Annotated in this window: 22 protein-coding genes; 11 read left to right on the forward strand and 11 right to left on the reverse strand. The window is 68.9% G+C overall.

Features of this window, described 5'->3' with window-relative positions; all coding sequences use genetic code 11:
- Window positions 1-92: 92 nt before the first annotated feature.
- Entirely contained in the window at window positions 93-1127 is a 1035-nt protein-coding gene (locus DTS01S_RS13855) for a LacI family DNA-binding transcriptional regulator (protein ID WP_061287896.1), read from the reverse strand.
- Window positions 1128-1296: 169 nt separating this feature from the next.
- Here DTS01S_RS13855 and DTS01S_RS13860 point away from each other — a divergent pair, with 169 nt between their 5' ends.
- The 6 genes from DTS01S_RS13860 to DTS01S_RS13885 all read left to right on the forward strand — a co-directional run bounded on the left by DTS01S_RS13860 (window position 1297) and on the right by DTS01S_RS13885 (window position 9089).
- Window positions 1297-2301 carry a Bug family tripartite tricarboxylate transporter substrate binding protein gene (locus DTS01S_RS13860; protein ID WP_061287897.1) on the forward strand — a complete coding sequence of 335 codons (1005 nt, stop codon included), beginning with the start codon at window positions 1297-1299 and terminating at the stop codon, window positions 2299-2301.
- Between the two features lie 20 nt (window positions 2302-2321).
- Window positions 2322-3179 (forward strand): HpcH/HpaI aldolase family protein, encoded by an 858-nt coding sequence (locus DTS01S_RS13865; protein ID WP_061287898.1) that lies wholly within the window; start codon window positions 2322-2324, stop codon window positions 3177-3179.
- Window positions 3176-4903, forward strand: a complete 1728-nt coding sequence (gene araD, locus DTS01S_RS13870) for an L-arabinonate dehydratase (RefSeq protein WP_061287899.1) — start codon at window positions 3176-3178, stop codon at window positions 4901-4903. Before DTS01S_RS13865 ends, araD begins: the two co-directional genes overlap by 4 nt.
- Window positions 4904-4987: 84 nt before the next feature.
- The gene (locus tag DTS01S_RS13875) at window positions 4988-5371 is read left to right on the forward strand and encodes a hypothetical protein (protein WP_061287931.1); all 384 of its coding nucleotides are present in this window, start codon (window positions 4988-4990) and stop codon (window positions 5369-5371) included.
- A gap of 366 nt (window positions 5372-5737) precedes the next feature.
- Window positions 5738-7429, forward strand: coding sequence for an aspartate-alanine antiporter (gene aspT / locus DTS01S_RS13880; protein ID WP_174538894.1), 1692 nt, complete (start codon window positions 5738-5740; stop codon window positions 7427-7429).
- Window positions 7430-7493: 64 nt separating this feature from the next.
- Window positions 7494-9089, forward strand: coding sequence for a bifunctional aspartate transaminase/aspartate 4-decarboxylase (locus tag DTS01S_RS13885; protein ID WP_016447046.1), 1596 nt, complete (start codon window positions 7494-7496; stop codon window positions 9087-9089).
- 41 nt (window positions 9090-9130) lie between these two features.
- Here the strand turns inward: DTS01S_RS13885 and DTS01S_RS13890 are convergent, their stop codons facing one another.
- Window positions 9131-10069, reverse strand: coding sequence for a DMT family transporter (locus DTS01S_RS13890; RefSeq protein WP_061287932.1), 939 nt, complete (start codon window positions 10067-10069; stop codon window positions 9131-9133).
- Between the two features lie 75 nt (window positions 10070-10144).
- Between DTS01S_RS13890 and DTS01S_RS13895 the strand changes: the two genes are divergently transcribed.
- Window positions 10145-11032: a LysR family transcriptional regulator gene (locus DTS01S_RS13895; RefSeq protein WP_061287901.1), complete on the forward strand. Its 888-nt coding sequence runs from the start codon at window positions 10145-10147 to the stop codon at window positions 11030-11032.
- Here the strand turns inward: DTS01S_RS13895 and DTS01S_RS13900 are convergent.
- The 5 genes from DTS01S_RS13900 to DTS01S_RS13920 all read right to left on the reverse strand — a co-directional run bounded on the left by DTS01S_RS13900 (window position 11029) and on the right by DTS01S_RS13920 (window position 17800).
- Window positions 11029-11601: a hypothetical protein gene (locus DTS01S_RS13900; RefSeq protein ID WP_061287902.1), complete on the reverse strand. Its 573-nt coding sequence runs from the start codon at window positions 11599-11601 to the stop codon at window positions 11029-11031. The genes DTS01S_RS13895 and DTS01S_RS13900 overlap by 4 nt on opposite strands.
- A 54-nt stretch (window positions 11602-11655) precedes the next feature.
- Window positions 11656-12906: a TolC family protein gene (locus DTS01S_RS13905; RefSeq protein ID WP_061287903.1), complete on the reverse strand. Its 1251-nt coding sequence runs from the start codon at window positions 12904-12906 to the stop codon at window positions 11656-11658.
- A 95-nt stretch (window positions 12907-13001) separates the two neighbouring features.
- A complete protein-coding gene (locus tag DTS01S_RS13910) occupies window positions 13002-16118 on the reverse strand; it encodes an efflux RND transporter permease subunit (protein WP_061287904.1) in 3117 nt (1038 codons plus the stop codon).
- Window positions 16118-17281, reverse strand: coding sequence for an efflux RND transporter periplasmic adaptor subunit (locus DTS01S_RS13915; protein WP_061287905.1), 1164 nt, complete (start codon window positions 17279-17281; stop codon window positions 16118-16120). Before DTS01S_RS13915 ends, DTS01S_RS13910 begins: the two co-directional genes overlap by 1 nt.
- Window positions 17282-17383: 102 nt before the next feature.
- Window positions 17384-17800: a hypothetical protein gene (locus tag DTS01S_RS13920; protein WP_012205745.1), complete on the reverse strand. Its 417-nt coding sequence runs from the start codon at window positions 17798-17800 to the stop codon at window positions 17384-17386.
- A gap of 275 nt (window positions 17801-18075) precedes the next feature.
- On the opposite strand from DTS01S_RS13920, the gene DTS01S_RS29650 reads away from it, so the two are divergent.
- From DTS01S_RS29650 to DTS01S_RS13935, 3 genes are all read left to right on the forward strand, one after another.
- Window positions 18076-18969, forward strand: coding sequence for a nitroreductase (locus DTS01S_RS29650; protein ID WP_074931744.1), 894 nt, complete (start codon window positions 18076-18078; stop codon window positions 18967-18969).
- A 131-nt stretch (window positions 18970-19100) separates the two neighbouring features.
- Window positions 19101-20012, forward strand: a complete 912-nt coding sequence (locus tag DTS01S_RS13930) for a bestrophin family protein (RefSeq protein WP_017405160.1) — start codon at window positions 19101-19103, stop codon at window positions 20010-20012.
- Between the two features lie 77 nt (window positions 20013-20089).
- A complete protein-coding gene (locus DTS01S_RS13935) occupies window positions 20090-20299 on the forward strand; it encodes a DUF4287 domain-containing protein (protein ID WP_016451737.1) in 210 nt (69 codons plus the stop codon).
- A 17-nt stretch (window positions 20300-20316) separates the two neighbouring features.
- Here the strand turns inward: DTS01S_RS13935 and DTS01S_RS13940 are convergent, their stop codons facing one another.
- From DTS01S_RS13940 to DTS01S_RS13950, 3 genes are read right to left on the reverse strand one after another with little or no spacing between them, the layout of a single operon-like run.
- Window positions 20317-21297 (reverse strand): alpha/beta hydrolase, encoded by a 981-nt coding sequence (locus DTS01S_RS13940; protein WP_061287906.1) that lies wholly within the window; start codon window positions 21295-21297, stop codon window positions 20317-20319.
- Between the two features lie 2 nt (window positions 21298-21299).
- The gene (locus tag DTS01S_RS13945; RefSeq protein WP_061287907.1) at window positions 21300-22196 is read right to left on the reverse strand and encodes an alpha/beta fold hydrolase; all 897 of its coding nucleotides are present in this window, start codon (window positions 22194-22196) and stop codon (window positions 21300-21302) included.
- 39 nt (window positions 22197-22235) lie between these two features.
- Entirely contained in the window at window positions 22236-23291 is a 1056-nt protein-coding gene (locus DTS01S_RS13950; protein WP_043820442.1) for a sugar phosphate isomerase/epimerase family protein, read from the reverse strand.
- 142 nt (window positions 23292-23433) lie between these two features.
- Between DTS01S_RS13950 and DTS01S_RS13955 the strand changes: the two genes are divergently transcribed.
- Entirely contained in the window at window positions 23434-24060 is a 627-nt protein-coding gene (locus tag DTS01S_RS13955; protein WP_061287908.1) for a TetR/AcrR family transcriptional regulator, read from the forward strand.
- Between the two features lie 4 nt (window positions 24061-24064).
- Here the strand turns inward: DTS01S_RS13955 and DTS01S_RS13960 are convergent, their stop codons facing one another.
- A complete protein-coding gene (locus DTS01S_RS13960) occupies window positions 24065-25204 on the reverse strand; it encodes an acyl-CoA dehydrogenase family protein (RefSeq protein WP_082774916.1) in 1140 nt (379 codons plus the stop codon).
- Window positions 25205-25264 lie beyond the last annotated feature (60 nt).

Genomic DNA, 25264 nt, shown 5'->3' on the forward strand with positions numbered 1-25264 from the left:
TGGGCCCGGTTATGGACTAGCGCGGCGCCTTGCTGATACTGAGATAAAGCCGGTCTTCCTGCCGCTGCCCGGCCATCGCCTCACGCTGGCGCTCAGCGCGCATCTTGGTGCCCACGCGTACTCCCCCTCCCCACCACCTCAAACCCCATATCCTGCGCGGCCACCGCCACGCCACCGGCCATGCGCGCAATCAGCGCCTCTGCGCCCAGGCGGCCGATGGCGGCGCCGTCCACGCGCACGGTGGACAGGGCGGGCCAGGCGTCCAGCGCCAGGGCCTGGTCGCCAAAGCCCAGCACGCCGAATTCCTCTGGCATGCGCAGGCCCAGCGCGTGGGCGTGGGAGAGCACGCCTTGCGCCAGCGCATCGGAGCTGCAGAAGACGGCATCGACCTCCGGTGCCTGGGCGCGCAGGGCGCTCAGGGCATCGCGGCCACGGCCGGATTGGGGGATGGCTTCCGAGAAGACGATTTGCGCAGTAACCGGGGCACCGGCTTCTGCGGCGGCGCGGGTGAAGCCCAGGGCGCGGCGGGCGGCGCGGCTGTCATCGGCGCGCAGGATGGCCGGGCGCCGGTAGCCGCAGGCGGTCAGGTGGCGGAAGGCGGCGCGGCCCGCGTCTTCCTGCGAGAAGCCGACCACCATGTCCAGCGGATGGGGCTGGTAGTCCCAGAGTTCGACCACGGGCACGTCGGCATTGACCAGCAGGCGCCGCGTGCGGGCCGTGTGCTCGGTGCCGGTGAGCACGATGCCGTCCGGGCGGCGGCTGAGCATGGCGGCCAGCCAGGTTTCCTCATGCTCCGGGTCATAGCTGGAGATGCCCAGCGTGGTTTCATAGCGCTGCGCGGCCAGGGTGTGGATGAGCGCATCGAGCATGTCGGAAAACAGCGAGTGCCCCACCGAGGGCACGATGGCCGCCACCAGCCGCGTCTGGCGCGAGGTCAGCCCGCCCGCCAGGGAGTTGGGCACGTAGCCCGATTGCTCCACGGCCTGCGCCACGCGCAGCCGCGTGGCCTCGGCCACCAGTTCAGGCCGGTGCAGCGCGCGCGAGGCGGTGATGGGCGACACGCCGGCAATGCGGGCCAGGTCCTTGAGCGTGGGCGCATTGGCGTTGCGCAGGGTGCGGAGGGTCATGCGAGGCCTTTGCCTGGAATGGCGATGGAGAGGCGGCTTGAGGATGATTGCGTGGTCATGTTAACGATGATGTCCATCAGCACGGTCTGATTTTTTCCCCTCGTACGTCCGAATGGAGAGCGCTGCCTTTGCTTGAAATGATTGCGCAATCATTCAAGAGGAGACCACCATGCGCCCTTCGCTCTCCAACCGCCGCAGCGCCATGGCGCGCCTGCTGGCTGCAGCCCTGGCTCCGGCCCCGATGCCGGCCCCGGCACACGCCCAGGCCCAGGCTGCCTGGCCGGTCAGGCCGATCACGCTGGTGATTCCCTTCCCTCCTGGTGGCCAGACCGATGTGGTGGGCCGGCTGGTGGGAGAGCGCCTGTCGCAGCGCCTGGGTCAGCCCGTGGTGGTGGAGAACCGGCCCGGCGTGAATGGCTCGCTGGCCTCCGAGGCCGTGGCGCGGGCGCGGGCCGATGGCTACGCGCTGGTGATTGGCGGGCCGGGCACGCATGCCATCAACCAGCTGGTCAATCCCAACGTGAAGTACGACACGCGGCGGGATTTCACGCATATTGCCATGCTGGGGCGCGTGCCCATGCTGCTGCTGGCCTCGCCCAGGCTGAAGGTCGCTTCGGTGGCCGATGTGGTGGCCCTGGCCCAGGCCAGCCCCGGCACGGTGAATGTGGCGCTGACGGGCATTGGCTCGTCCAGCCATGTGACGACGGAGCTGCTGCGCCAGGCGGCCGGCGTGAGCTTCAACAACGTTCCCTACAAGGGCGATGTGCCCGCCATGACCGATGTGATGGGCGGCCAGGCAGACCTGCTGTTCGTGCCCGCCACCTCGGCCGTGGGCTTTGCGCAGGCGGGCAAGCTGCGTGCGCTGGCCGTGGCAGGCGAGCGGCGTCTGGCGGCCCTGCCCGATGTGCCCACCATGGCCGAGGCCGGCCAGCCGCAGGTCGTCAACTATTCATGGACCAGCCTGGCGGGGCCGCCGGGCATGCCGGCCGATGTGGTGGAGCGGCTCAACCAGGCCTGCCAGTCCCTCCTGGCCGAGCCCGAGGTCATGGCCCGGCTGGCCGCCATGAGCAACGAGCCCACGCCGGGCACGCCCGCCCAGGCCGCCAGCTTCATCGCCGCCGAGGTGGCGCGCTGGAGCGAGGTGGTGCGCAAGGGAAACATCCAGGTCCAGTGAACAGCTTCAGGAGAGTCCCCATGAGCATGCTGCCCGCCAATACGTTCAAGCGCGCGCTGCGCGAAGGCCGCCCGCAGATCGGCCTGTGGTCCACCATTCCCTCCCCCTTTGTCTGCGAGATGATCGGCGGCGCGGGCTACGACTGGGTGCTGCTCGATACCGAGCACACGCCCACCGACGTGCCGCTGATGCTGGGCCAGCTGCAGGCCGTGGCCGCCGCCCTGCCCGCACCGGGCGCCCTGCCCGTGCATGCCGTGGTGCGGCCCGCCTGCAACGATGCGGTGCTGATCAAGCGCTACCTGGACCTGGGCGCCCAGTCCCTGCTGCTGCCCTTTGTGCAGAACGCGCAGCAAGCGCGGGATGCCGTGCGCGCCATGCGCTATGCACCCCAGGGCATGCGCGGCATGGGCGGTTCCACTCGCGCGGCCAACTTCGGGCGCACGGCCGACTATGTGGCACGTGCGGCCGACGAGCTGTGCCTGCTGGTGCAGGTGGAGACGGCCGAGGCGCTGGAGCAGATCGAGGCGATTGCGGCCGTCGATGGCGTGGACGGCATCTTCATCGGCCCCGCCGACCTGTCGGCCAGCCTGGGCTATCCGGGCCAGGCGCGCCACCCTGTGGTGAACCGGGCCATCGACCAGGCCATCGCCCGCATCCGCGCCTGCGGCAAGGCGCCGGGGATCCTGATGGTGGACGAGGCACGGGCGCGCGAATGCCTGGAGCTGGGCGCGCAGTTCGTGGCCGTGGCGCTGGACACGCTCTTGCTGCGCGACGGGCTGGATGCGGCGGCGGCGCGCTTCAGGAAAGGGCCGCTGGCCGCGAACCCGCCAGGGCCTGCATCCACTGCCGGCAGCTACCGAGGAGCCCCACAACCATGACACGTTCCCCCGAATCCCTGCGCAGCGCACGCTGGTTTGCTCCCGATGATTTCCGCTCCTTCGGCCACCGCTCGCGCGTGCTGCAGATGGGCTATGGCTACGAGGACTGGATGGGCAAGCCCGTGATCGCCATCGTCAACACCTGGAGCGATGCCAACCAGTGCCATGCCCACTTTCGGCAGCGCGTGGAAGACGTCAAGCGCGGCGTGCTGCAGGCCGGAGGATTTCCGCTGGAGCTGCCGGCCATCTCGCTGTCGGAAAGCATGGTCAAGCCCACGACCATGGTCTATCGCAACTTCCTGGCCATGGAGACGGAGGAGCTGCTGCGCAGCCACCCGGTGGATGGCGCCGTGCTCATGGGCGGCTGCGACAAGACCACGCCGGGGCTGACCATGGGGGCGATCTCCATGGGCCTTCCCTTCATCTACCTGCCGGCCGGCCCCATGCTGCGCGGCAACTGGAAGGGGCAGGTGCTGGGCTCGGGCTCGGACGCCTTCAAGTTCTGGGACGAACGCCGCGCCGGCCGGCTGGACGAGCAGGCCGGGCGCGAGATGGAAGCCGGCATTGCCCGCAGCCACGGCACCTGCATGACCATGGGCACGGCGGCCACCATGATGGGCATTGCCGAGGCCGTGGGCCTGGCGCTGCCGGGCGCTTCGTCCATTCCGGCCGCCGACGCCAACCACATCCGCATGAGCACCGACTGCGGCCGCCGCATCGTGCAGATGGTGTGGGAAGACCTCACGCCCGCCCGCATGCTCACGCGTGCGCATTTCGAGAACGGCATTGCCTGCGCCATGGCCATGGGCTGCTCCACCAACGCCATCATTCACCTGATCGCCATGTCGCGGCGCGCGGGCCATCCGGTCAGCCTCGATGACTTCGACGCCTTCAGCCGCCGCGTGCCCGTGATCGCCAACATCCGGCCCAGCGGCGACCGCTATCTGATGGAGGATTTCTTCTATGCAGGCGGCCTGCGCGCCCTGCTGGAACGCATCCGCCCGCATCTGGACACCGGGGCCATGACGGTCAACGGCAAGACCCTGGGCGAGAACATTGCGGGCAGCCAGGTCCACCAGGACGACGTGATCCGCCCCCTGTCCCGCCCCATCTACGCCGAAGGGGCGCTGGCCGTGCTGCGCGGCAACCTGGCGCCGGACGGCGTGGTCATCAAGCCCAGCGCCTGCGCCCTGCACCTGCTGCGCCATACGGGGCGCGCCCTGGTGTTCGACGACTACCCCAGCCTCAAGCAGGCCGTGGACGACCCCCATCTCGATGTGAACGGCGAAGACATCCTGGTGCTGCGCAACGCCGGCCCCAAGGGCGCGGGCATGCCCGAATGGGGCATGCTGCCCATTCCCACCAGGCTTCTCAAGCAAGGCGTGAAAGACATGCTGCGCCTGTCCGACGCCCGCATGAGCGGCACCAGCTACGGCGGCTGCCTGCTGCACTGCTCGCCCGAGTCCGCCGTGGGCGGGCCGCTGGCCCTGGTCAAGACGGGCGACCGCATCACGGTGGACGTGCCCGCCCGCCGCATCCACCTGGAAGTCAGCGACTCAGAACTCGCCACCCGCCGCGCCGCATGGACGCCCCCGCCCGCGCGCTACGAGCGCGGCTATGGCTGGCTGTTCGGCCGCCATATCCTGCAGGCCAATGAGGGATGCGATTTTGATTTTCTGGAGACGGGCTTTGGGCGGGCTGTGCCGGAGCCGGATATTTTTTGAAGCATGCAAATCAATTCTTTCTTTCAGACTTCCCTATATGATGGAAAGATTTTTTGATCCACATTGCATCAGAATATTGAAACCGTGAAAGCAATTGAAAAGCAATTTTCCCAATGGGTCGACGAAACACTTTCCGGCGATCTGCCAGAAGGAATCGCGGCATTCCACTTCAATCTGTATGACTCGCCCACATCGCACGAGCTCCAGATTGTGGGCTGCCCGACCTACGACCCGCAGGACCCGGACTGGGCGTGCGATGACATATTCATGTCCGACGACCCTCACTTCGAGTTGCCGCATGAAGTCGTGGGAAGCGAGTGGGATAAGGGACTTGCTGCTGCCAGGAAGCTGCTTGGCTCCTACGTGGCCTCGGAAGCGGCAGGAGCCCTTCGGCTGCGCCAGTCGCAAGCGGTGAGCGCCGGTTTTGTGGACGGAGAGCTTCACCTCATCTGGGCGCGAGAGGCGTAATTGATGAATTCAGCTGGCGGGCAATAGATTTCATCCAAAAACTGGAACCCTGGGCCTGCAAGCAAGGCAGGCCTGTATATGTATCCGCTTTTGCTGACGGCGCAGTCCTACATTGCCGTTGGTCTTTGTCGTGAATAGTGGCTCTGTTCTCAATAAGGATCGACCCAAAGAAGCCAATGAAATAGCCATATTCGATTGAATATTTCTTGGTCACAATCATTTGTGCAGAAGTATTTTCGATAGCTATTTCCAATAGCGACTCGCCGTTTCCCAGTCCACGCGCACGCAATGCCCCCTGCCCTCCCGGGGCAGCAGCTTCCGTTGCCTTGCGCCGCCGTGGACCTCAACCCAGAAGCAGAGGTGGCTGTGGACTTTCTCAGAAGCATCTTTCATCAGGCTCCGGAAATCGCGCTGTTTGCGGCCTTGGCGCTCGGTTACTGGGTGGGCAAGTTCAGGTTCGGGTCGTTCCAGCTGGGGGGCGTGGCGGGGTCGCTGCTGGCGGCGGTGCTGATCAGCCAGGTGGGGGTGACCATTGATTCGGGCATCAAGGCGGTGCTGTTTGCGCTGTTCATCTATGCCGTGGGCTTCGAGAGCGGGCCGCAGTTCTTCCGCTCGCTGGGTCGGCAATCGGTCAAGGAGATCCTGATGGCCCTGGTGGTGGCCGTGTCGGGGCTGGTCACGGTGGTGGTGATCGCGCGGGTGTTCCATCTGGACAAGGGGCTGGCGGCGGGGCTGGCCGCTGGCGGGCTGACGCAGTCGGCCATCATCGGCACGGCGGGCTCGGCCATCGAGAAGCTGGGGCTGGCGCCCGGCGAGGTGCAGCGCATGCAGGCCAATGTGGCCATCGGCTATGCGGTGACCTATATCTTCGGCTCCTTCGGCGCCATCATCATGTGCGTGAACGTGCTGCAGTGGCTGACGGGCCGCAAGATCCGCGAGGACGCGATCCAGGCCGAGCAGGAGCTGCTCAAGGGCGTGCGCGTGTACGGAACCGGCGAGTCACCGGCCGTGCCGGATCTGGTGGGGCGCATTTTCCGCGTGGGACAGGCGGGCCGCACCGTGGCGGAGCTGGAGGCCAGCGCCACCGCCAACGGCGGCACGGTGACGGTGGAGCGCATACAGCGCAGGAACGCGATGGTGGGCGTGGACGGCAGCCTGGCGCTGGAAGCCGGCGACATCATCTTGCTGGTGGGCCGGCGCGCGGCCGTGGTGGCGCTGGGCGCCTCGGTGGGCGAGGAGCTGCAGGGCGCCGAGGGCATGGACGTGGTGATGGTGCGGCGCGACGTGGCCATCTCCAACAACCAGTACCTGAACCGCAGCGTGAAGGACATCCTGGACAGCCTGTCGCAGGAGTTCAAGCACGGCGTGTACGCAGTGGCGCTGATGCGCGCGGGCACGCCGGTGCCGATTGCGCCGGCCACCATGGTCATGCCGGGCGATGTGGTGACGCTGTTCGGCACGCCGCAGGATGTGCAAAAGGCTGCGCAGTCGGTGGGCCCCATCATCGTTCCCAGCGACAAGACGGACTTTGTCTTCCATGGCCTGGGCATCACGGTGGGCCTGCTGATCGGGCTGCTGGTGCTGCGCCTGGGCTCCATTCCCATCACGCTGGGCAGCGGCGGCGGCGCCCTGCTGGCGGGCCTGCTGTTCGGCTGGTGGCGCAGCCGCAAGCACACCTTCGGCAACATGCCCACGGCCGCCTCCACGCTGCTGCGCGACCTGGGCCTGGCCGGCTTCGTGGCCATGGTGGGTCTGCAGTCGGGCCAGCAGGCCGTGACCACGGTGATGCAGCAGGGCCTGACGCTGTTCCTGCTGGGTGTGGTGGTGACCATCGTGCCGCTGCTGATCGCCATGCTGTTCGGCAAGTACGTGCTGCGCTATGACAACGTGGCCGTGTTCGCGGGCTCGCTGTCCGGGGCGCGCAGCGCCAACCCGGCGTTTGGCGAGATTCTGGACAAGGCCGGCAACTCGATTCCCACGGCACCGTTCGCGATCACCTATGCGCTGGCCAATGTGTTCCTCACATTGCTGGGCCCGCTGGTCATCGCCTTTGCCTGATCACCCCTGATCACCCCTGACCGATCCCCAAGGACCACCAAGGACCATCACAAGGAGCTGCGCAATGAGCAAGGATTATCGGAGTCTGGCGAATTTGAGCCCGTTCGAACTCAAGGACGAACTGATCAAGGTGGCCTCGGGCAAGGCCAACCGCCTCATGCTCAATGCGGGGCGCGGCAATCCCAACTTCCTGGCGACCACGCCGCGCCGGGCCTTCTTCCGGCTGGGGCTGTTCGCGGCGGCGGAGTCGGAGCTGTCGTACTCCTACATGACGGTGGGCGTGGGCGGGCTGGCCAAACTCGACGGCATCGAGGGGCGCTTCGAGCGCTTCATCGCCGAGCACCGCGATCAGGAGGGCGTGAAGTTCCTGGGCAAGTCGCTGAGCTATGTGCGCGACCAGCTGGGGCTGGACCCCGCCGCCTTCCTGCACGAGATGGTGGACGGCATCCTGGGCTGCAACTACCCCGTGCCGCCGCGCATGCTCACCGTGAGCGAGCAGATCGTGCGCCAGTACATCGTGCGCGAGATGGCAGGCGGCGCCGTGCCGCCCGAGTCGGTGGACCTGTTCGCGGTCGAGGGCGGCACGGCGGCCATGGCCTATATCTTCGAGAGCCTGCGCATCAGCGGCCTGCTCAAGGCCGGCGACAAGGTGGCCATCGGCATGCCGGTGTTCACGCCGTATATCGAGATCCCCGAACTGGCGCAGTACGACCTCAAGGAAGTGCCTATACACGCGGACCCCGACAATGGCTGGCAGTACTCCGACGCCGAGCTGGACAAGCTCAAGGACCCGGACGTCAAGATCTTCTTCTGCGTGAACCCCAGCAACCCGCCGTCCGTGAAGATGGACCAGCGCAGCCTGGACCGCGTGCGCGCCATCGTGGCCGAGCAGCGGCCCGACCTGCTGATCCTCACCGACGATGTCTACGGCACTTTTGCCGATGAATTCCAGTCCCTGTTCTCGGTCTGCCCCCGGAACACGCTGCTGGTGTATTCGTTCTCCAAGTATTTCGGGGCCACGGGCTGGCGCCTGGGCGTGATCGCGGCACACAAGGACAACGTGTTCGACCATGCGCTGGCGCAGTTGCCCGAGTCCGCCAAGAAGGCGCTGGACCACCGCTACCGCTCGCTGCTGCCCGATGTGCGCTCGCTCAAGTTCATAGACCGCCTGGTGGCCGACAGCCGCGTGGTGGCGCTGAACCACACGGCCGGCCTGTCCACGCCGCAGCAGGTGCAGATGGTGCTGTTCTCGCTGTTTGCGCTCATGGATGAAGCGGACGCCTACAAGCAGGCCCTCAAGCAGCTGATCCGCCGCCGCGAGGCCACGCTGTACCGCGAGCTGGGCATGCCCCCGCTGGAGAACCCCAACTCGGTCAACTACTACACGCTGATCGACCTGCAGAACGTCACCTGCCGGCTCTACGGCGAGGCCTTCTCGCAATGGGCGGTGCAGCAGTCGTCCACGGGCGACATGCTGTTCCGCGTGGCCGATGAGACCGGCATCGTGCTGCTGCCGGGCCGAGGCTTCGGGTCCGACCGGCCTTCCGGCCGTGCCTCGCTGGCCAACCTCAACGAGTACGAGTACGCAGCCATAGGCCGCGCCCTGCGCCGGCTGGCCGACGAGCTGTACGAGCAGTACAAGGCGCTGGGCAAGGAGTAGGCCCTGCGCACAAGGCCCGCACGGCTCATCGCCCGCACGGCTCATCGCAGCTGTCGGGCCTTGACCACCAGCAGCGCCCCGGCCATCAGGCCCACACCGGCCAGTTGCACGGCGTCCAGCGCACGCCCGTAGACGGCCCAGTCCAGCACGATGGCCGTCAACGGATAGACGTACTGCAGCACGGCGATGCGGCCCAGCGTGAGGCGGGCCATGCCCGCAAAGAGAATGGCGTAGGCCAGGCCGGTGTGCAGCACACCCAGCCCTGCCAGCCAGGCCCAGGATGACGGCGCCTGCGGCCAGCCATGAACCAGCGGCACCCACAGCAGCAGCACGGTGCCGACCGCGCATTGCCACCAGGCCAGCGCAAACGGCGTGACCACTTTCTCGGTCTTGGCCAGGATGGTCACGGCTGCATAGCACAGCGAGCCGGCCAGGCACATCAGCAGTCCGGACACATGGTCCGGTCCCCAGGCCGCCGCATCGCCACCCAGCAGCCCCGTGGTCAACACCAGTCCCAGCAACGCCGCCAGCATGGCCACCGCCTGCCGTGGCGCCACGGCCTCGCGCAGCACCAGGGTGCCGAACAGCATGATCCACACCGGCTGGATGTGGAACACGATGGTGGCCACGCCAATGGAGGTGCGCGGTATGGCGGCAAAGAACAGCGCCCAGTTCAGCACCATGAGGACGCCGGTGGCCGCCACCACCGGCCAGCTCCTGCCGCGCACGCGCAACTCCCGCACGCGGCCCGTGGCCAGCCCCCAGGCCAGCAGCGCCAGGGCACCGAAGGCGCAGCGGAACAGCACAGTGACCAGCGGATGCTGTCCGGCCTCCTGCACGAACACGCCCACGGTGCCCAGCAGCACGCCGCCCGCGATCATCAGCCACTGGCCGCGTGTCTCCTGCGCTGTGGGAGCGGCTTGTGCGGTCGCGGCGGAGGCTAGGGATGCGGCCTGTAAGGAATGGGTTCTGTCTTGCATGGCCACGATCGTCTCGTGGCAGCAAATTCTCGTAAAGCAAATAGTTTGCAGGTTTAGTATTCGATATTCGAATCCATGGAGCATGCCGTGAACCACCCCGACCTGCAGATCGACTGGCTGCGCGCCCTGGTGGCCGTGGTGGATGCGGGCTCGCTCTCGGCTGCCGCGCCGCTGCTGCACCGTTCACAGGCCGCCGTGAGCATGCAGATCAAGAAGCTGGAGACCACCCTGGGCCGGCCCGTGCTGCTGCGCGGCCCGCGCCATCTGCAGCTCACGCCCGCAGGCGCCGAGCTGCTGGGCTATGCCCGGCGCATGCTGGAGCTGCAGGCCCAGGCGCAGCAGGCGCTGTTCGGCCCCGACCTGTCCGGGCGCGTGCGGCTGGGCGTGCCGGACGACTACGCATCCACCTATCTGACGCCCGTGCTGCGCAGCTTCGCGGGCCGCTACCAGGGCGTGGAGATCGAGCTGACCTGCGAGCAGTCCACCGCACTCATCCCGCAGGTGGTGCGCGGCACGCTGGACCTGGCCCTGGTCTCACGCGACAGGCCCCAGCGCGGGCGCCTGCTGTTCCACGAGCCCCTGGTCTGGGTGGGCGCGCCGCAGCACGAGGTGTGGAGGAAGAATCCCCTGCCGATTGCCGTCTACGAGGCCGCCAGCCTGGCGCGCACGGCCGCGCTGTCCAGCCTGGCGGCCCAGCGGCGCGCGCACCGCGTGGTCTATCACAGCTCCAGCCTTGCCGGCCAGCTGGCCGCCGTGGAAAGCGGCCTGGCCGTGGCGGTGTTCACGCGCTGCAGCGTGCCCCCGCACCTGCAGGTGCTGCAGAACCTGCCGGCCGGCTTCGAGCTGCCGCCGCTGGTGTCCATGGAAGTGTCGGCCCTGCGCAGCAAGGCCTCGCAGGGCTCGGCGGCCGTGGATGCCATGTATGGGCAGTTGATTGCGACGCTGGGCGGTGGTCGACCCTAGAGCGGCGCAGTCCACAACCCCGCGTCGCCAGCCCGGGCATGCCATGACTGGAATCTGGCTCTGTAGCCTTGCCAGGGCTCGGCGAGCACGGGGCGCGGGTCCTCGCTGAGGTCATAGGCCATGCCTTCGGTCCACCATGCGGGCCGCAGCAGCATGCGGACGATGCCGAGTTGCTCGCTCTGCACCTGGTGGATGAGTTCATGGCGGAGGTAGTAGGCGGTCCAGGCCCTGGGGCCTATGACCGTGCCCAGGCCCGCCAGGTTCATGGCAGAGCGCGCGCCCAGCCCGAAGCTGTCCGCACAGGCCTGGGTGGCGCAGAACACCACCCGGGGCCGGTGCGGCGCAGTGCCCAGGCGCGCCGCCAGGAATCCATGGGCCTCCTCCACCATGGCGCTGGCCTGCTCCAGCCGCGAGACATCATCCACGCAGATCCGGTCCGCCGTACAGGACGCGCCGGCCAGCCCGGGAGCCATCACGCGCACTGGTTTGACCAGACACCAGGCCAGGGCTGGCACCACCACCGTGACGAGAACAAGCAGACGTTTGAGGGGAGGGATCCTGGGTCTCATGGATTGGCTGGGGTTGCGTCGCTGTACAAGGATTGTCGCGGGCGGCAGCCGCACTCAGTCATCAAAATCCCACAGCTCATGCAGATCCAGCCGCAGGCGGCTGTCGCCCTCCAGCGCCTCGCTGCGGGCCAGGCGTTCGGCCAGCAGCGCTTCGGCCAGGGTGCGGCGCACGGCCAGCAGTTCGGTGAGGCCCGACTCACCGGCGCGGTAGGCGCGCAGTGCGCGGTCGGCGGCGCCCTGCTGCAGCGTGGCGGCGCGGGCCTGGGCCTGGGCGGCGGCGCGCTTGCCGGCCAGCAGGCTCCAGAGAACGTCGAACTCCGCGCCCAGGCGGCGCTCGGCCGCCAGGCGGCGGGACAGCGCGGCGTCGGCATCGGCCAGGGCCTGGTCGGCCTGGGCCTGGCGGTGCACCGAGCCCAGGGGCACGGACAGACTGACGCCCGCAATGCGCTCGCTGCCCCCTCGCTCACTGGTGGCGAACACGCCCACGGTGGGGTCGGGCCGGCGCTCCAGATCGGCACGGCGGGCCTGGCGCAGGGCCAGGGTTTCCTCGGCCTGGGCCAGCAGGTATTCGTGGCTGTGCTCTATGTAGCGCAGGCGCAGCTGGGCCGGTGGCTGCGGTGGCAGATCCAGCAGCGGTGGCGCGGCCTCCCCCTCCTTCGTCCGCGCAGCCTCAAGGCCCGGAAAACGCGCCTGCAGGTCGGCCTGAGCCGCCTGGTGCGCGGCCTGGGCCGTTGCCAGCGCGGCCTGCATGCGCGCGTACTCGGCGGCGGCCAGTTCAGCGTCCAGCCTGGCCGCATCGCCTGCGCGCAGCCGGCGTTCGGTGACGCGGGCCAGTTCGGCGGCAGCGTCGGCATTGTGCCGGGCGGTCTGCTGCGCCTGGCCTGCGCGCTGTGCGGCAAACCACAGCGCCAGCAACTGGCGTGCGGCTTCGTGCCGCACATCCTGGGCCGCCACGCGCGATGCGGCCTGGGTCGCTTCGGCAAGCTGCGCATCGGACTCGGCCTTGCCGCCCAGGCGCAGGGGGCGCTCGATGGCGATCTGCCCTTCGGTAAAGCGTTGGCCCGAGCCGTCGTGCACCCAGCGGCGCTGGCCGCTGGCGCGCACCACGGTTTCATGCGGGCCGGCGCGCAGGGCCTGGGCGCGCGCCGCAGCGCCGCGTTGCGCGGCGTCGGCAGCCTGCACGGCAGGAGAGCGGGCCACGGCCTCGCGCACGGCGGCCTCGGGCGGCAGATGGCTTTGGGCCTGGGCCTGGACAGCGCAGGCACATAGCAAGGCAGCGGCCCAGGCATGCAGCAGGGGTTTCATGGGCATGTTCCTGAAAGAGAGTCCGGCAAGGCCTTGCGCCCTGCAGTGAGAGGAGGTGCTGTGGGTGTGGGTGCGGGTGGTGGTGTGGGTGGTGCTCATGACCGGGCCTCCCGCTCACGCCGCGGCAGGCCGAAGCGCTCGAACAGCAAAGGCAGCAGAAGCAGGGTCAGCGCCGTGGAACTGACCAGCCCGCCCGCCACCACGATGGCCAGCGGCCGCTGGATCTCCGAGCCCGGCCCGCTGGCCAGCAGCAGCGGCACCATGCCCAGCGCGGTGATGCAGGCCGTCATCAGCACGGGCCGCAGCCGGTCGCGCACGCCGTGCCGCACCACCTGGGACAGGGGCTGGCCCGCAGCCAGCAGGTTGTTGAAGTGCGATACCAGGACCACGCCGTTGAGCACCGCAATGCCCAGCAGCGCGATGAAGCCCACCGAGGCAGGCACCGACAGGTACTCGCCCGCCGCACTCAGCGCCGCCATGCCGCCCACCAGCGCGAACGGGATGTTGGCAATGACCAGCAGCGCCTGCCTGGGCGAGCGGAAGGTCAGCACCAGCAGCACGAAGATGGCGCCCAGCGCCAGCGGCACCACCAGCGCCAGCCGTGCGGCGGCGCGCTGCTGGTTCTCGAACTGGCCGCCCCAGACGATGCGCATGTCCTTGAGGCCGGCATCACCGGCGACGGCCGCCTGGGCATCGCGCACAAAGCTGGCCAGGTCGCGCCCTTCGACGTTGACCTGCACCACGGCGAAGCGTGCGCCGTTTTCGTGGTCCACGCGCACGGGGCCGTCGCGGGCCGCCAGCGTGGCAAGGGAGGTCAATGGCCAGCTGCTGCCGTTCGCCGCCGTCACCAGCAGCCCGGCCAGGCCTTCGGGCGACTGGCGCAGCGCCGCCCCGCCGCGCAGGATGAGCGGCGTGCGCGCCACGCCTTCGGGCACGATGCCAATGCGCTCGCCTTCCACCAGGGCGCGCAGTTGCGCCTGCAGGCCATCGCCACTGAGCCCGGACTGGCCCAGCGCCGCGCGGTTGAGCGCCACCTGCAGGTATTGCACGCCGCTGTTGCTGGGCGCGATGACTTCGGAGGCCCCGGCCACCGCGCGCATGCGCGCGGCCACGGCCTGGGCGGCTGTGTCCAGCCGCGCCAGGTCGGGATCGAAGATCTTGATGGCCACGTCGCCGCGCGTGCCGGTCAGCATTTCGGAGACGCGCATTTCTATGGGCTGGGTGAAGCCGTAGACAAGCCCCGGAAAGCCTTGCATGACGTGGCGTATGGCCTCGGCGATGTCTTCCTTGCTGCCGCGCCACTCGTCGCGCGGGCGCAGCACCAGGAAGGTATCGGTCTCGTTCAGGCCCATGGGGTCCAGGCCCAGATCGTCCGAGCCCGTGCGCGCGACGATGGAGCGGATCTCGGGCACCTGCTCCAGCAGCGCGCGCTGCACGCGCCCGTCCATGTCCAGCGAAGCGGCCAGCGAGATGGAGGGCGTCTTTTGCAGCTGCACGATCATGTCGCCCTCATCCATTGTGGGCATGAAGGTCTTGCCCACGGACAGGTAGAGCACGGCCGCCCCGGCCAGCGATGCCCCGGCAATGCCGAAGACCGCAGGCCGGTGGGCCAGGCTCCAGCGCTGCATGCGCTCGAAGCCCCGGGCCACGCGCCGCATCAGCCAGGGTTCATCGCCGCCATGCGAGCGCAGCAGCAGCGAGGCCAGCGCAGGCACCACGGTGAAGGCGATGAGCACCGAGGCTCCCAGCGCCAGCACGATGGTCAGCGCCACGGGCGCGAACAGCTTGCCCTCCAGCCCCTGCAGCGTGAGCAGCGGCAGGAACACGATGGCGATGATGGACACGCCGGCCAGCATGGGCACAGAGACCGCCGAGACTGCCTGGCGGATCAGCACGGCCCGGTCCTGCGGCGGGGAGCTGCCTGCCGTTTCGATGGCCGTTCCGCCCGCAGACTCATTCGCCAGCGCGGTCTCTATGTTCTCCACCACCACCACCGCAGCATCCACCAGCATGCCCAGGGCGATGGCCAGGCCGCCCAGGCTCATCAGGTTGGCCGTCAGGCCCGCATGGCGCATCAGCAGGAAGGTGGCCAGCATGGACAGCGGCAGCGTGGCCGCCACCACCAGGGCCGCCCGCAGCCCGCCCAGGAACAGGTAGAGCGTGACCAGCACCAGCACGCTGGCCTCGACCAGGGCGCGCACCACGGTGCCCGCCGCGCGCGAGACCAGGTCGCCCCGGTTGTAGAAGACCTGGGTGCTCATGCCCTTGGGCAGCCGGGGAGCCAGTTCGTCCAGCCGCGCCTGCACGGCGTCCACCAGGCTGCGCGCATCCACCCCGCGCAGTCCCAGCACCAGGCCCTGCACGGCTTCGCCACGCCCGTCGCGGCTGACGGCGCCGTTGCGCGTGGCTTCGCCCAGGCGCACGGTGGCCACATCGCCCACGGTGGCGGCAACGCGCCCCTCATGGGCGGGCGCCACGACAATGGCGCGCAGGTCGTCCAGCCCGCGCACGCCGCCTTCCACGCGCACCACCCAGTGCTCTTCCCCGCGGTCCAGCCGGCCTGCGCCGTCGTTGCGGTTGTTGGCCTCCAGCGCCTGGCGCAGCTGGTCCAGCGTCACGCCGCGCGCCCGCAGCCGGGCGGGGTCGGGGATCACCTCGTAGCCGCGCACCATGCCGCCCAGCGCATTCACGTCGGCCACGCCGGCCACGGTGCGCAGCGCAGGGCGAATCACCCAGTCCAGCACATGGCGGCGCTCGGCCAGAGACCATTGCTCACCGTCGATGGTGAACATGAACATCTCGCCCAGCGGCGTGGTGATGGGGGCAAGCCCGCCTTCGGCCGTGGCGGGGAGGTCGCGCTGCAGGCCGGCCAGCCGCTCGGACACCTGCTGGCGCGCCCAGTACACGTCCGTGCCTTCGCTGAAATCCACGGTCACGTCGCTGATGCCGTACTTGGACACCGAGCGCACCATGGTCTTGTGCGGCAGGCCCAGCAGTTCCTGCTCGACAGGCGTGGAGACGCGCTGCTCCACCTCCTCGGGCGTCATGCCGGGAACCTTCAGGATCACCTTGACCTGGGTGGGCGAGATGTCGGGGAAGGCGTCGATGGGCAGGTGCACATAGGCCCAGGCACCGGCCAGGGCCAGCGCGCAGGCCGCCATCAGCACCAGCGCGCGCTGGCGCAGCGAAAACTCGATGAGGCGCGCCAGCATCACTCACCCCCGCCCAACAGGCCCTTGAGCGCGGCAATGCCCGTCACGGCAATGCGCGCCTTGGGCGGCAGCGTGCCGCGCACCACGGCCGTGGCCTCGTCGCTGGCCTCCACGGACAGCGGCATGAAGCGCGCCCCCTGCCCGGTGGCGACAAAGACGCCGGTGCAGTTGTTCCAATGCGCCAGCGCCGCAGCGGGTACGCGCAGGCGTGCACCGCCAGAGCCACCAGCAGATCCGCCGGAAGGCCCGGCGTCCGCACCGGCCAGGGCCAGCGACGCGGTCACGCTTTCGCCCACGCGCAGGTCGCCAGCGCGTTCCAGCGCAACGCGCACCCGCATGCCGGCCGATCCATCACCGACCGGGGCCATGCCAGCCACCTTGCCCTGCGCACCGCGCGCCGCCACCTGAACGCGGTCGCCCACGCCGGGCAGCGGCACCTCGCGGCCCAGCAGCAGGTCCAGTTCCAGCGCCTTGGGGTCGGCCACGCGCAGCAGCGGCGCCGAGGCCTCCACACGCGCGCCCGGCACCGCCAGCACCTCGGTCACCAAGCCTGCGCGGGGCGCCACCAGGTGCACCTCGTTGCCCACGAACTGCAGGCCGCTGGCGGCCAGTTCGGCGCGCCGCGCCTGGGCCATGGCCGCGGCCTCGGCGGCGCGGGCCTGCGTGGCCTGCCAGCGGCTGGCGGCGATGATGCCGTCCTCATGCAGCGCCTGGTCGCGCGCCAGGGCCTGGCGTGCCAGGCGCGACTGGGACTCGGCCTCCAGCAGCGCGCGCCGCGCCTCATACAGCTGCGGGCTGGTGAACACCGCCACCGGCTGGCCGGTGCGCACCGTCTGGCCCAGGGCCACGAGCACGCGCGGCACCGCGCCCGCATAGGGGGCGGCCACCACAGCCTGGGCATCGGGCCGCAGCACGACGCGGGCGTGGGCCGAGACCTCGATGCGCTGTGCCGCCTGAATGGGTTCGAAACGCACGCCCAGCGCCTGTGCCTGTTCGGCGGACAAGGCAACGGATGTGGGCGTGGATGCAGATCCGGATGTGGGTGCGGATGCGGATGCGGACGGGGGATTGGCCGGGCTTGCGGGTGCGGCCTGGGCCTGGGCGGCCATGCCGACGGCTGGCAGCGCAAGTGCGCCGGCCAGCAGCCATGGGGAAAACATCATTCCTGACTCCGGGAAAAAAGACGAACGCCGTCCACGCGCAGGCGGTTCGCTGCGCGCGGACGAAGAAGGACTGAGGCGGGCCTGTGGACCAGGCCGGGGAGGTCAGGAAGCCAGGGGCGGTGCCTGGGCGGGAGAAGGCCGTATCACGCGCCCGCGCCAGCGCGGACTCAGGCGCATGGGCTGCAGCGGCAGGGCGGGCCGGGGCGCAATGCAGCGCATGCGCGCGGCACGCAGGCCCAGGGTGAGCAAGACCAGGCCGACCACGGCCAGCAAAGGCATGGGCAGCAGGTCCAGCGGCTGTATGGCGTCCTGCACATCGACCTCGAAAGGCTCAACATGGTCTTCATCCACATCGGTGAAGGAGCCGTGGGCCACGAACAGGTGGAAATGCGAGTCGGCCACGCGCGACGGCGCCGCGTGGATGTGCAGGCCGGCCTGGTTCGGAGTGCCGAAATGGCTGTGCAGCAGCGGTATCAGCAGCTGCGCCACCATGATGAGCAGCAGCAAGGCGCTCCGCATGGATAGGCTCCGGATGGCATGCAACATGGCAGGGGATTGTAGTGCCGGTGCCTGCGCAATCGGTTCAATCCCGCAGTTCGGCAAGGGCACATGCACCTGTCACATACCAAAGCAAGCCCCCGCCATCGCGGCGGGCCCGCAAGCCGCACCAGGCCTCGGTTCAAGCTGGAGTGACGAATTTCATTGTATTTTTTCGGATATAACGAAGCCATTCATGGAGCACTTCGCCCCCTCGGAGCCCGCCGAAGTCCGCCGGGCTGTGCTGGAGAACCGACTTGACGCAAAAATACATCCCCCATCTGCTGGCCCTGGACCGCGAGCGTGACTGGGCGCGCGCAGCGCAGGCCTGTGGCATCTCCGACAACGCGCTGGCACAGGCCATACGCTCGGCCGAGGCGGAGTTCGGCCACGCGCTGGTGCGTGCGGGCCGGCCCTTCCAGGGGTTCACGCTGGAGGGTGAACAGGTGCTGGCCTGGGCCCGGCAGTTCGCCCAGGCGGTGGATGCACTCAAGCACTGCTTTGCCGACACGCGCAAGCGGGCAGGCCTGGCGCCCCTGCTGGCGCGGCGCTCCGTCTCGCCCAGGCGGCTGGCCATGCCGGGGCCGGACAGCGGCGACATGGACCTGATGATCGAGGCCGCGCTATGTTCACCAGATCATGGTGCATTGCATCCCTGGCGCATTCTGGAGTTTCCAGTCCATCAGCGTGCAGCATTGGCTGCTCTGTTCGAACAGGAAAAACTGCGCCGCGACCCGCTGGCCCCGGCCGATGACATCCGCCGCGCCCGCGAGCACGCCACGCGTGCACCGACACTGCTGGCCTTCATCATCTCTCCCAAGCTGCGCTCGCGCGTTCCCGTGCGCGAGCAATGGCTGGCCGCAGGGGCTGCGCTGGGCAACTTCCTCAATGCTGCGCACCAGTTGGGCTTTGGCGCCATCATGCTCAGCGGCGAGCGCTGCTTTGATCCAGCCATCCACACCGCACTGGGCCTGGAGGACGGCGAGCACCTGGCCGGCTTCATCAGCCTGGGCACCATCACCAGCCAGCCATCCCCGCGCGCAACGGTGGCGCCCTCTTCCATGCGCACGGCATGGCAAGCGGAGCAGGCAGCAGCGGTCACGGCACAGGCCCTTCTCCAGCCAGACGGCAGCCACGGCAGCGATCTTTGAAGCCGCAGCCGGCGTGTGCAGGGTGGCGCACAAGTGGCGCTAAGGTGGCGCGCAGGTGGCGCACTGACTGCGCGGGGCGGTTAGAGTTGCGGGGCTGCTGCGCCCTCTTTTCCATCACGGAACAAGCTTTCATGATCATCCGGCCCCGCCCCCACTGGCTGCGCATGCTCTTCGTGCTGCGCGGCTCGGTGCTGCCCGACATCCTGCCCCAGCTGATGGCCGCCACCCTGTTCGCCGTGCTGGTCACGGCCCTGCACGGCCAGCTGTTCGCGTGGAAGGTGCCGCTGAACTTCGTGCCGTTTTCGCTGATCGGGCTGACGCTGGCCATCTTCCTGGGCTTTCGCAACAGCACCAGCTATGCGCGCTATTGGGAGGCGCGCACACTGTGGGGCACCCTGCTCAACGAGACGCGCTCCCTGGTGCGCCAGGCCCGGACCTTGACCGACGCGCCGCAGCACGCCCCGGCCCTGGCCATGGTGCTGGCGGCCTTTGTGCATGCGCTGCGCCACCAGTTGCGCGGCACCGATGCCGCGGCCGACATGCGCCGCCTGCTGCCCGCCGCCGACTGCGAGCGCCTGGCCACGGCGCGCTTCAAACCTGCCGTGCTGCTGCTCATGGCCGGCGAATGGCTGCAGGCGCGCCGCCAAGACGGCAGCCTGCAGCCGGTGCTGGTGCCCGCCATGGAGGCGCCGCTGTGCAAGCTGGGCGAGGCGCTGGGCGGCTGCGAACGCATTGCGGGCACGCCGATTCCCTTCACCTATGCGGTGATCATTCATCGCACCATCTATCTGTACTGCCTGCTGCTGCCCTTCGGCCTGGTGGATTCCATCGGCTTCATGACGCCGGTGATCGTGGCCTTCATCGCCTACACCTTCTTCGCGCTGGAGGCCTTGGGCGCCGAGCTGGAGGAGCCCTTCGGCACGGCACCCAACGACCTGGCGCTGGACGCCATGTCGCAGATGATCGAGGCCACGCTGCGCGAGCTGACCGGCGAGGTGCTGCCGCCTGCGCCGCAGCACAAGGATGTGCTGTTCCTGACCTGACCCCGCCTGCCGGCCCGGACAGCGCCAGCGCCAGCGGCACAATCTGCCACCCGCATCACAGGAACAGGACAAGCGCCATGACGGAGACAAGCAAGGTCAAGGGACCGGCCTCGTATTTCCCTTCCATCGAGAAGACCTACGGCCAGCCGATTGCGCACTGGATGCACCTGCTGCAACAGCAGGACACCCGCAAGCACATGGAACTGGTGGGCTGGCTCAAGGCCCAGCACCAGATGGGGCACGGCCATGCGAATGCGCTGGTGGCCGTGTTCCTGGCACAGGCCTGACCTGCACCCGGCAACCCTCAGCCCATGGCCGTGCCGAAAGCCTGGCGCACGGCGGCACCCGCTTCGTCAAACAGGCGGCGTGATGCCGGCGCCAGCCCCAGCATGTGCATGCAGGCGTGCACCATGCCGGGCAGGCGCACGGCCTGCACCGCCACACCGGCCTGCGCCAGCCGCTGCGCATAGGCTTCGGCCTCGTCGCGCAGCGGGTCGTATTCGCAGCTGATCACCGTGGCTTGGGGCAGGCCTGCCAGGTGGTCCGCGCGCAGCGGAGAGACAAGTTCGTGCCGCCCCGGTGCCGCATCGCCCAGGTACGCGCCATAGCAGTACTCCATGGCCGCACGCGTGAGGTAGTGGCCCTCGCCGAACTGCTGGAACGACGGCGAATCCATGGCCGCGTCCAGCGCCGGGTACAGCAGCAGTTGGTGGGCGATGGCCGGTGCGCCCGCCGCTCCCCAGCCTTCTTGCTGCCGCGCCAGCAGGCAGGCTGCGGCCGCGAGGTTGCCGCCCGCGCTGTCTCCGGCCACGCCGATGCGCCTGCGATCCAGGCCCAGCGCATCGGCCTGCTCAAAGGTCCAGGCAATGGCATCGCAGAAGTCATGCAGCGGCACGGGAAAGCGGTGCTCGGGCGCCAGCCGGTAGTCCACCGAGACCACGACGGCGCCCGTTGCCGCGGCCAGCGCGCGGCAGGGGTTGTCGTAGACCTCCAGCGAACCCAGGCACCAGCCGCCGCCGTGGGCGAAGACCAGGGCGGGCTGGGGCGTGGGTGTGTCCGAGGCCAGCGGCCGGTAGATGCGCACGCGCAGCGGCGCACCGTCGCGCGCGGGCAGCGTGAAGTCTTCGGTGCGGGCCATGGCCTCGGCCGGGCCGTGCAGGGCGCGCAGCCCGGCGTCGGTGGCCTCGCGCAGCGCCGCCAGCGTGGGCGGCGTGGGCGGGGCCACGGCCTGGGTTGCCTGCGCCAGCTCGGCGAGATAGCGCGCAATGTCAGCGTCCAGGCCCATGGTCACAGCGTCCTTTGCAGGAAGGGCAGCAGCTCGGCGATGAAGGGCTCGGCGGCTTCCTCCATGATGAAGTGGCCGCAGCCCGGCACGATCACGCCCGACAGGTCATCGGCATGGCCGCGCAGCGTGGCCAGCGGCGCATCGGCCGTGGCGTGCTCGGCGCCAATGGCCAGCACGGGCATGGCCAGCGGGCGCAGCGCACGCTCGCGGTTCTGGCGGATGGTTTCGGGAATGGCACGGTAGTAGGCAAAGCCGCCGCGCAGGCCACCGGGCGCCGCATAGGCATCGACATAGACGTCGACGGCCACGCGGTCGCGCCGCAGCGACCAGCGGTTGAACATGAATTCCAGGTAGGCACGCTCGCGCCCCGCGATCAGGGTCTCGGGCAGGTCGGCCAGCTGGTTGAACATGAAGTGCCACAGGAAGATGTTCTGCTCGGGCGGCGCAAAGATGCTGGGCTCGGGCGCCAGGCCAGGGATCACGGCCTCGGTCAGCGCCAGGGACTGCACGGCCTGCGGCTGGTCGCTGGCAAGCGCATAGGCCACCCACATGCCCACGTCGTGGCCGGCGACCTGGTAGCGCTCATGGCCCAGCGCCAGCATGGTGCGGTGCAGGGTCTGCGCGATGGAGCCCGTGTCGTAGCCGGTGTCGGGCCGGTCGGAAAAGCCCGTGCCCGGCGGATCGACGGCAATGGCCTGGAAGCCCTGCGCCGCCAGCGCCTGCATGACATGGCGCCAGGCATACCAGGTCTGGGGCCAGCCCGGGATCAGCAGCACGGGCGCGCCCTGCCCGGCCGTGATGCAGTGGATGCGGCGGCCGTCGATGCGCACGTAGTCGTGCGAGAACTCGCAGGCCTGGTCTTCCTGCTTGCGCAGGGCGTTCGATGTGAAAGCGTTCATTGTTGGATTCTTTTTGAGGTTCTTTGGCTGCGGGCTTGCTCAGGCGATACCGAGCATGGCGTTGATCTGGCGCTGGTCCACGGGGGCGCCGGCGAAGTCGTCAAAGATCTTGTCGGTGACGCGGATGATGTGGCGGTTGATGAAGTCCACGCCCTCGCGTGCCCCGTCTTCCTGGTCCTTGAGGCAGCACTCCCATTCCAGCGAGGCCCAGCCCTGGTAGTCGTACTGGGCGAACTTGGAGAAGATGGCCTTGAAGTCCACCTGCCCGTCACCCAGCGAACGGAAGCGCCCTGCCCGCTCCAGCCACGAGGAATAGCCGCCGTAGATGCCCTGGCGCCCGCTGGGCAGGAACTCCGCATCCTTCACATGGAACATGCGGATGTGCTCGCGGTAGATGTCGATGTAGTCGAGGTAGTTGAGCTGCTGCAGCACGAAATGGCTGGGATCGAACAGGATCTTGCAGCGCGCGTGCTGGCCCACCAGTTCATGGAAGCGCTCGAAGCTGGTGCCGTCGTGCAGGTCTTCGCTGGGGTGGATTTCGTAGCACAGGTTCACGCCCTGCTCGTCGCAGGCGTCGAGGATGGGGCGCCAGCGGCGCGCCAGCTCCTCGAAGGCGGTTTCGATCAGGCCGGCCGGGCGCTGCGGGAACGGGAACAGATAGGGCCAGGCGAACGAGCCCGAGAACGTGCCCATGTCGCTCAGCCCCATGCGGCGCGATGCACTGGCCGACAGCTTGAGCTGCTCCAGCGCCCAGGCCGTGCGTGCGGCCGGATTGCCGCGCAGCGCCTCGGGCGCAAAGCTGTCGCACATGGCGTCGTAGGCCGGGTGCACGGCCACGAGCTGGCCAAAGATGTGCGTGGTCAGCTCGCTGGCCACCAGGCCGTGCGAGGCCAGCATGCCGTTGACATCGTCGCAATAGGTCTGGCTGCTGGCGGCCGTGGCCACGTCGAACAGGCGCTGGTCCCAGGCGGGAATCTGCAGGCCCTTGAAGCCCACGCCGGCCGCCCAGCGTGCGATGTCTTCCAGGGAATTGAACGGTGCCTTGTTGTCGGCGAACTGCGCCAGATGAAGGCTGGGGCCCTTGATGGTCTGCATGTGATTTCCTTGCGTTGAGCTATTGTTTGTTGATCGACAAAGAATAGTATCACGCCAACGCGGCTGCTTTTGCGAAGCCGATGCAAGACAGCATCAAGGCGCCGCTAAGATGCCGCCCTGACTGTTGAGAAGGATGAGGAAGATGGCCGGAAGACCCAGGGAATTTGACCGAGACCAGGCGCTGGAGCGCGCCATGCTGGCGTTCTGGCGGCGAGGCTACGAGGGCACGTCCATGGCCGACCTGGTGCAGGCGCTGGGCATTGCGTCAGCGCGCATCTATGCGGCCTTCGGCAGCAAGCAGGACCTGTTCCGCGAGGCCGTGCAGCACTACGAGGCCGGTGATGGCGGCTTTGCCGACCGCGCCATGGCCCAGGAGCCGCACGTGCGCGACGCCCTGGCCCGCGTGCTGCGCGATGCCGTGGCCACCTATACGGACGATGCCCATCCGCTGGGCTGCATGGTGGTCACCGCCGCCACCAATTGCGCCGAGGAAAACGAGGCAGTCGCCGCCTGGCTGGCCGAACACCGCCGCCAGCGCACGCAGTCCCTGATCGACCGCCTTCAGCGCGCGCTGGATGAAGGCGAGTTGCGCGCAGGCACCGATGTGCAGGCGCTGGGGGATTTCTATGCCACGCAACTGCACGGCATCTCCGTGCAGGCCCGCGATGGCGTGCCGCGCCAGCGGCTGCTGGCTGCAGTGCAAACCGCCTTGCTGCTGCTGGACACGGCGCTGGAGCCGGCGCTGCAGCCCGCAGCCAAGGCGGGCTGAGCCGTCAGGCGCCGAGCTTTTGCAGTTTTTGCAGCTCGGCGCGCAACTGGATCACGCTGGGCGTGACGATGGGGATGAAGGCCGATTCACGCCAGCGGCGGGCAAAGCCATCGTCCGCATCCAGGCTGTAGGCACGGCCACCGGCCGTCTGCAGCTCCAGCTGCATGGCCTGCTGCACGCAGTCGTGCAGGGCCAGGCGCAGCGCGAAAAGCCGCTCGGGCGCCTCCACGAAATCGCCGGCCTCGACACCGGCCTTGAGTGCCGCCACCGCCTGCTCCAGATGGCTGCGGGTATCGTCCAGCGGCTGCTGCAGCACATGCCCGCCCTGCCCCATGCGCGAGGCGGCCTGCGCACAGGCCGCGCGCGCCAGCCCGATGGACAGGCCGCATTGCATGCCCAGGAAGGCCGGCCGCACACGCGGCAGGAATCCGCCGGCGCGCTCGGCCAGCAGATCGTCTTCGGTGATGGCCACGTTCTTGAGCTGCAGCGCGGCGGTGTTGGTGCCGCGCAGGGCGATCAACTCCAGATCCGGCGAGCGCTCCAGGCCCGGCCGGTCGGACGGCAGGGCCACGATCATGGGCGGCGCGCCGTCGTCACGCGCCACGGCAATGGCGGCCAGAAAGCGCGGCCCGCGCAGGTTGGTGCACCAGGGCACGCTGCCGTTGAGCAGCCAGCCGCCGCCTTCCCGGGCCGTGGCGCGGATGTTGAGTGCCTCCAGCCCGCTGAGGAATTTCATGATGTTGGACAGCCCCGAGGCACCGGCCGCCTCGCCCGCCAGCAGCGCGGGCAGCCAGCGCTCGCGCAGGGCCGCATTGCCGGTGTTCGCCAGCATCTCGATCAGCACGCGCTGGCCCCAGAAGGCAAAGGCGGCGGACATGGAGTGCGTGGCCACCTGGGCAATCGCCTCGATGGCATCGCCGGCGCTGCCGCCCTGCCCGCCCAAGGCATCGGCCAAGCCGTGGCCCAGCAGCCCGGCTTCGGCCAGATAGGGCACGACGGCGGCCGTGGCCTCGCCGTTGCCGGCATCCAGCGCCTGGGCACGTGCATCCAGCCATTGGCGGTTGGCGTCGGTCAGCAGGGGGAAATTGGGCATGGGCTCAGGCATGGGATCGGGCATGGGGCTTGTCATCTTGCGGGTGACCATAAAAAAAGGGACCGCTGTGGGAACAGCGGTCCCTTGCCATCCTAGCGCAGCACACAGGCT

Source organism: Delftia tsuruhatensis NBRC 16741 (genome assembly GCF_001571325.1).
GTDB lineage: Bacteria > Pseudomonadota > Gammaproteobacteria > Burkholderiales > Burkholderiaceae_C > Comamonas > Comamonas tsuruhatensis.

Bases quoted from the DNA above. Each gene is read 5' to 3' on its own strand.
- DTS01S_RS13855 (WP_061287896.1), bottom strand. From the start codon at position 1,127: ATGACCCTCCGCACCCTGCGCAACGCCAATGCGCCCACGCTCAAGGAC.
- DTS01S_RS13860 (WP_061287897.1), top strand. From the start codon at position 1,297: ATGCGCCCTTCGCTCTCCAACCGCCGCAGCGCCATGGCGCGCCTGCTG.
- DTS01S_RS13865 (WP_061287898.1), top strand. From the start codon at position 2,322: ATGAGCATGCTGCCCGCCAATACGTTCAAGCGCGCGCTGCGCGAAGGC.
- araD (WP_061287899.1), top strand. From the start codon at position 3,176: ATGACACGTTCCCCCGAATCCCTGCGCAGCGCACGCTGGTTTGCTCCC.
- DTS01S_RS13885 (WP_016447046.1), top strand. From the start codon at position 7,494: ATGAGCAAGGATTATCGGAGTCTGGCGAATTTGAGCCCGTTCGAACTC.
- DTS01S_RS13890 (WP_061287932.1), bottom strand. From the start codon at position 10,069: ATGCAAGACAGAACCCATTCCTTACAGGCCGCATCCCTAGCCTCCGCC.
- DTS01S_RS13895 (WP_061287901.1), top strand. From the start codon at position 10,145: ATGGAGCATGCCGTGAACCACCCCGACCTGCAGATCGACTGGCTGCGC.
- DTS01S_RS13900 (WP_061287902.1), bottom strand. From the start codon at position 11,601: ATGAGACCCAGGATCCCTCCCCTCAAACGTCTGCTTGTTCTCGTCACG.
- DTS01S_RS13905 (WP_061287903.1), bottom strand. From the start codon at position 12,906: ATGAAACCCCTGCTGCATGCCTGGGCCGCTGCCTTGCTATGTGCCTGC.
- DTS01S_RS13910 (WP_061287904.1), bottom strand. From the start codon at position 16,118: ATGCTGGCGCGCCTCATCGAGTTTTCGCTGCGCCAGCGCGCGCTGGTG.
- DTS01S_RS13915 (WP_061287905.1), bottom strand. From the start codon at position 17,281: ATGATGTTTTCCCCATGGCTGCTGGCCGGCGCACTTGCGCTGCCAGCC.
- DTS01S_RS13920 (WP_012205745.1), bottom strand. From the start codon at position 17,800: ATGCGGAGCGCCTTGCTGCTGCTCATCATGGTGGCGCAGCTGCTGATA.
- DTS01S_RS13930 (WP_017405160.1), top strand. From the start codon at position 19,101: ATGATCATCCGGCCCCGCCCCCACTGGCTGCGCATGCTCTTCGTGCTG.
- DTS01S_RS13935 (WP_016451737.1), top strand. From the start codon at position 20,090: ATGACGGAGACAAGCAAGGTCAAGGGACCGGCCTCGTATTTCCCTTCC.
- DTS01S_RS13940 (WP_061287906.1), bottom strand. From the start codon at position 21,297: ATGGGCCTGGACGCTGACATTGCGCGCTATCTCGCCGAGCTGGCGCAG.
- DTS01S_RS13945 (WP_061287907.1), bottom strand. From the start codon at position 22,196: ATGAACGCTTTCACATCGAACGCCCTGCGCAAGCAGGAAGACCAGGCC.
- DTS01S_RS13950 (WP_043820442.1), bottom strand. From the start codon at position 23,291: ATGCAGACCATCAAGGGCCCCAGCCTTCATCTGGCGCAGTTCGCCGAC.
- DTS01S_RS13955 (WP_061287908.1), top strand. From the start codon at position 23,434: ATGGCCGGAAGACCCAGGGAATTTGACCGAGACCAGGCGCTGGAGCGC.
- DTS01S_RS13960 (WP_082774916.1), bottom strand. From the start codon at position 25,204: ATGGTCACCCGCAAGATGACAAGCCCCATGCCCGATCCCATGCCTGAG.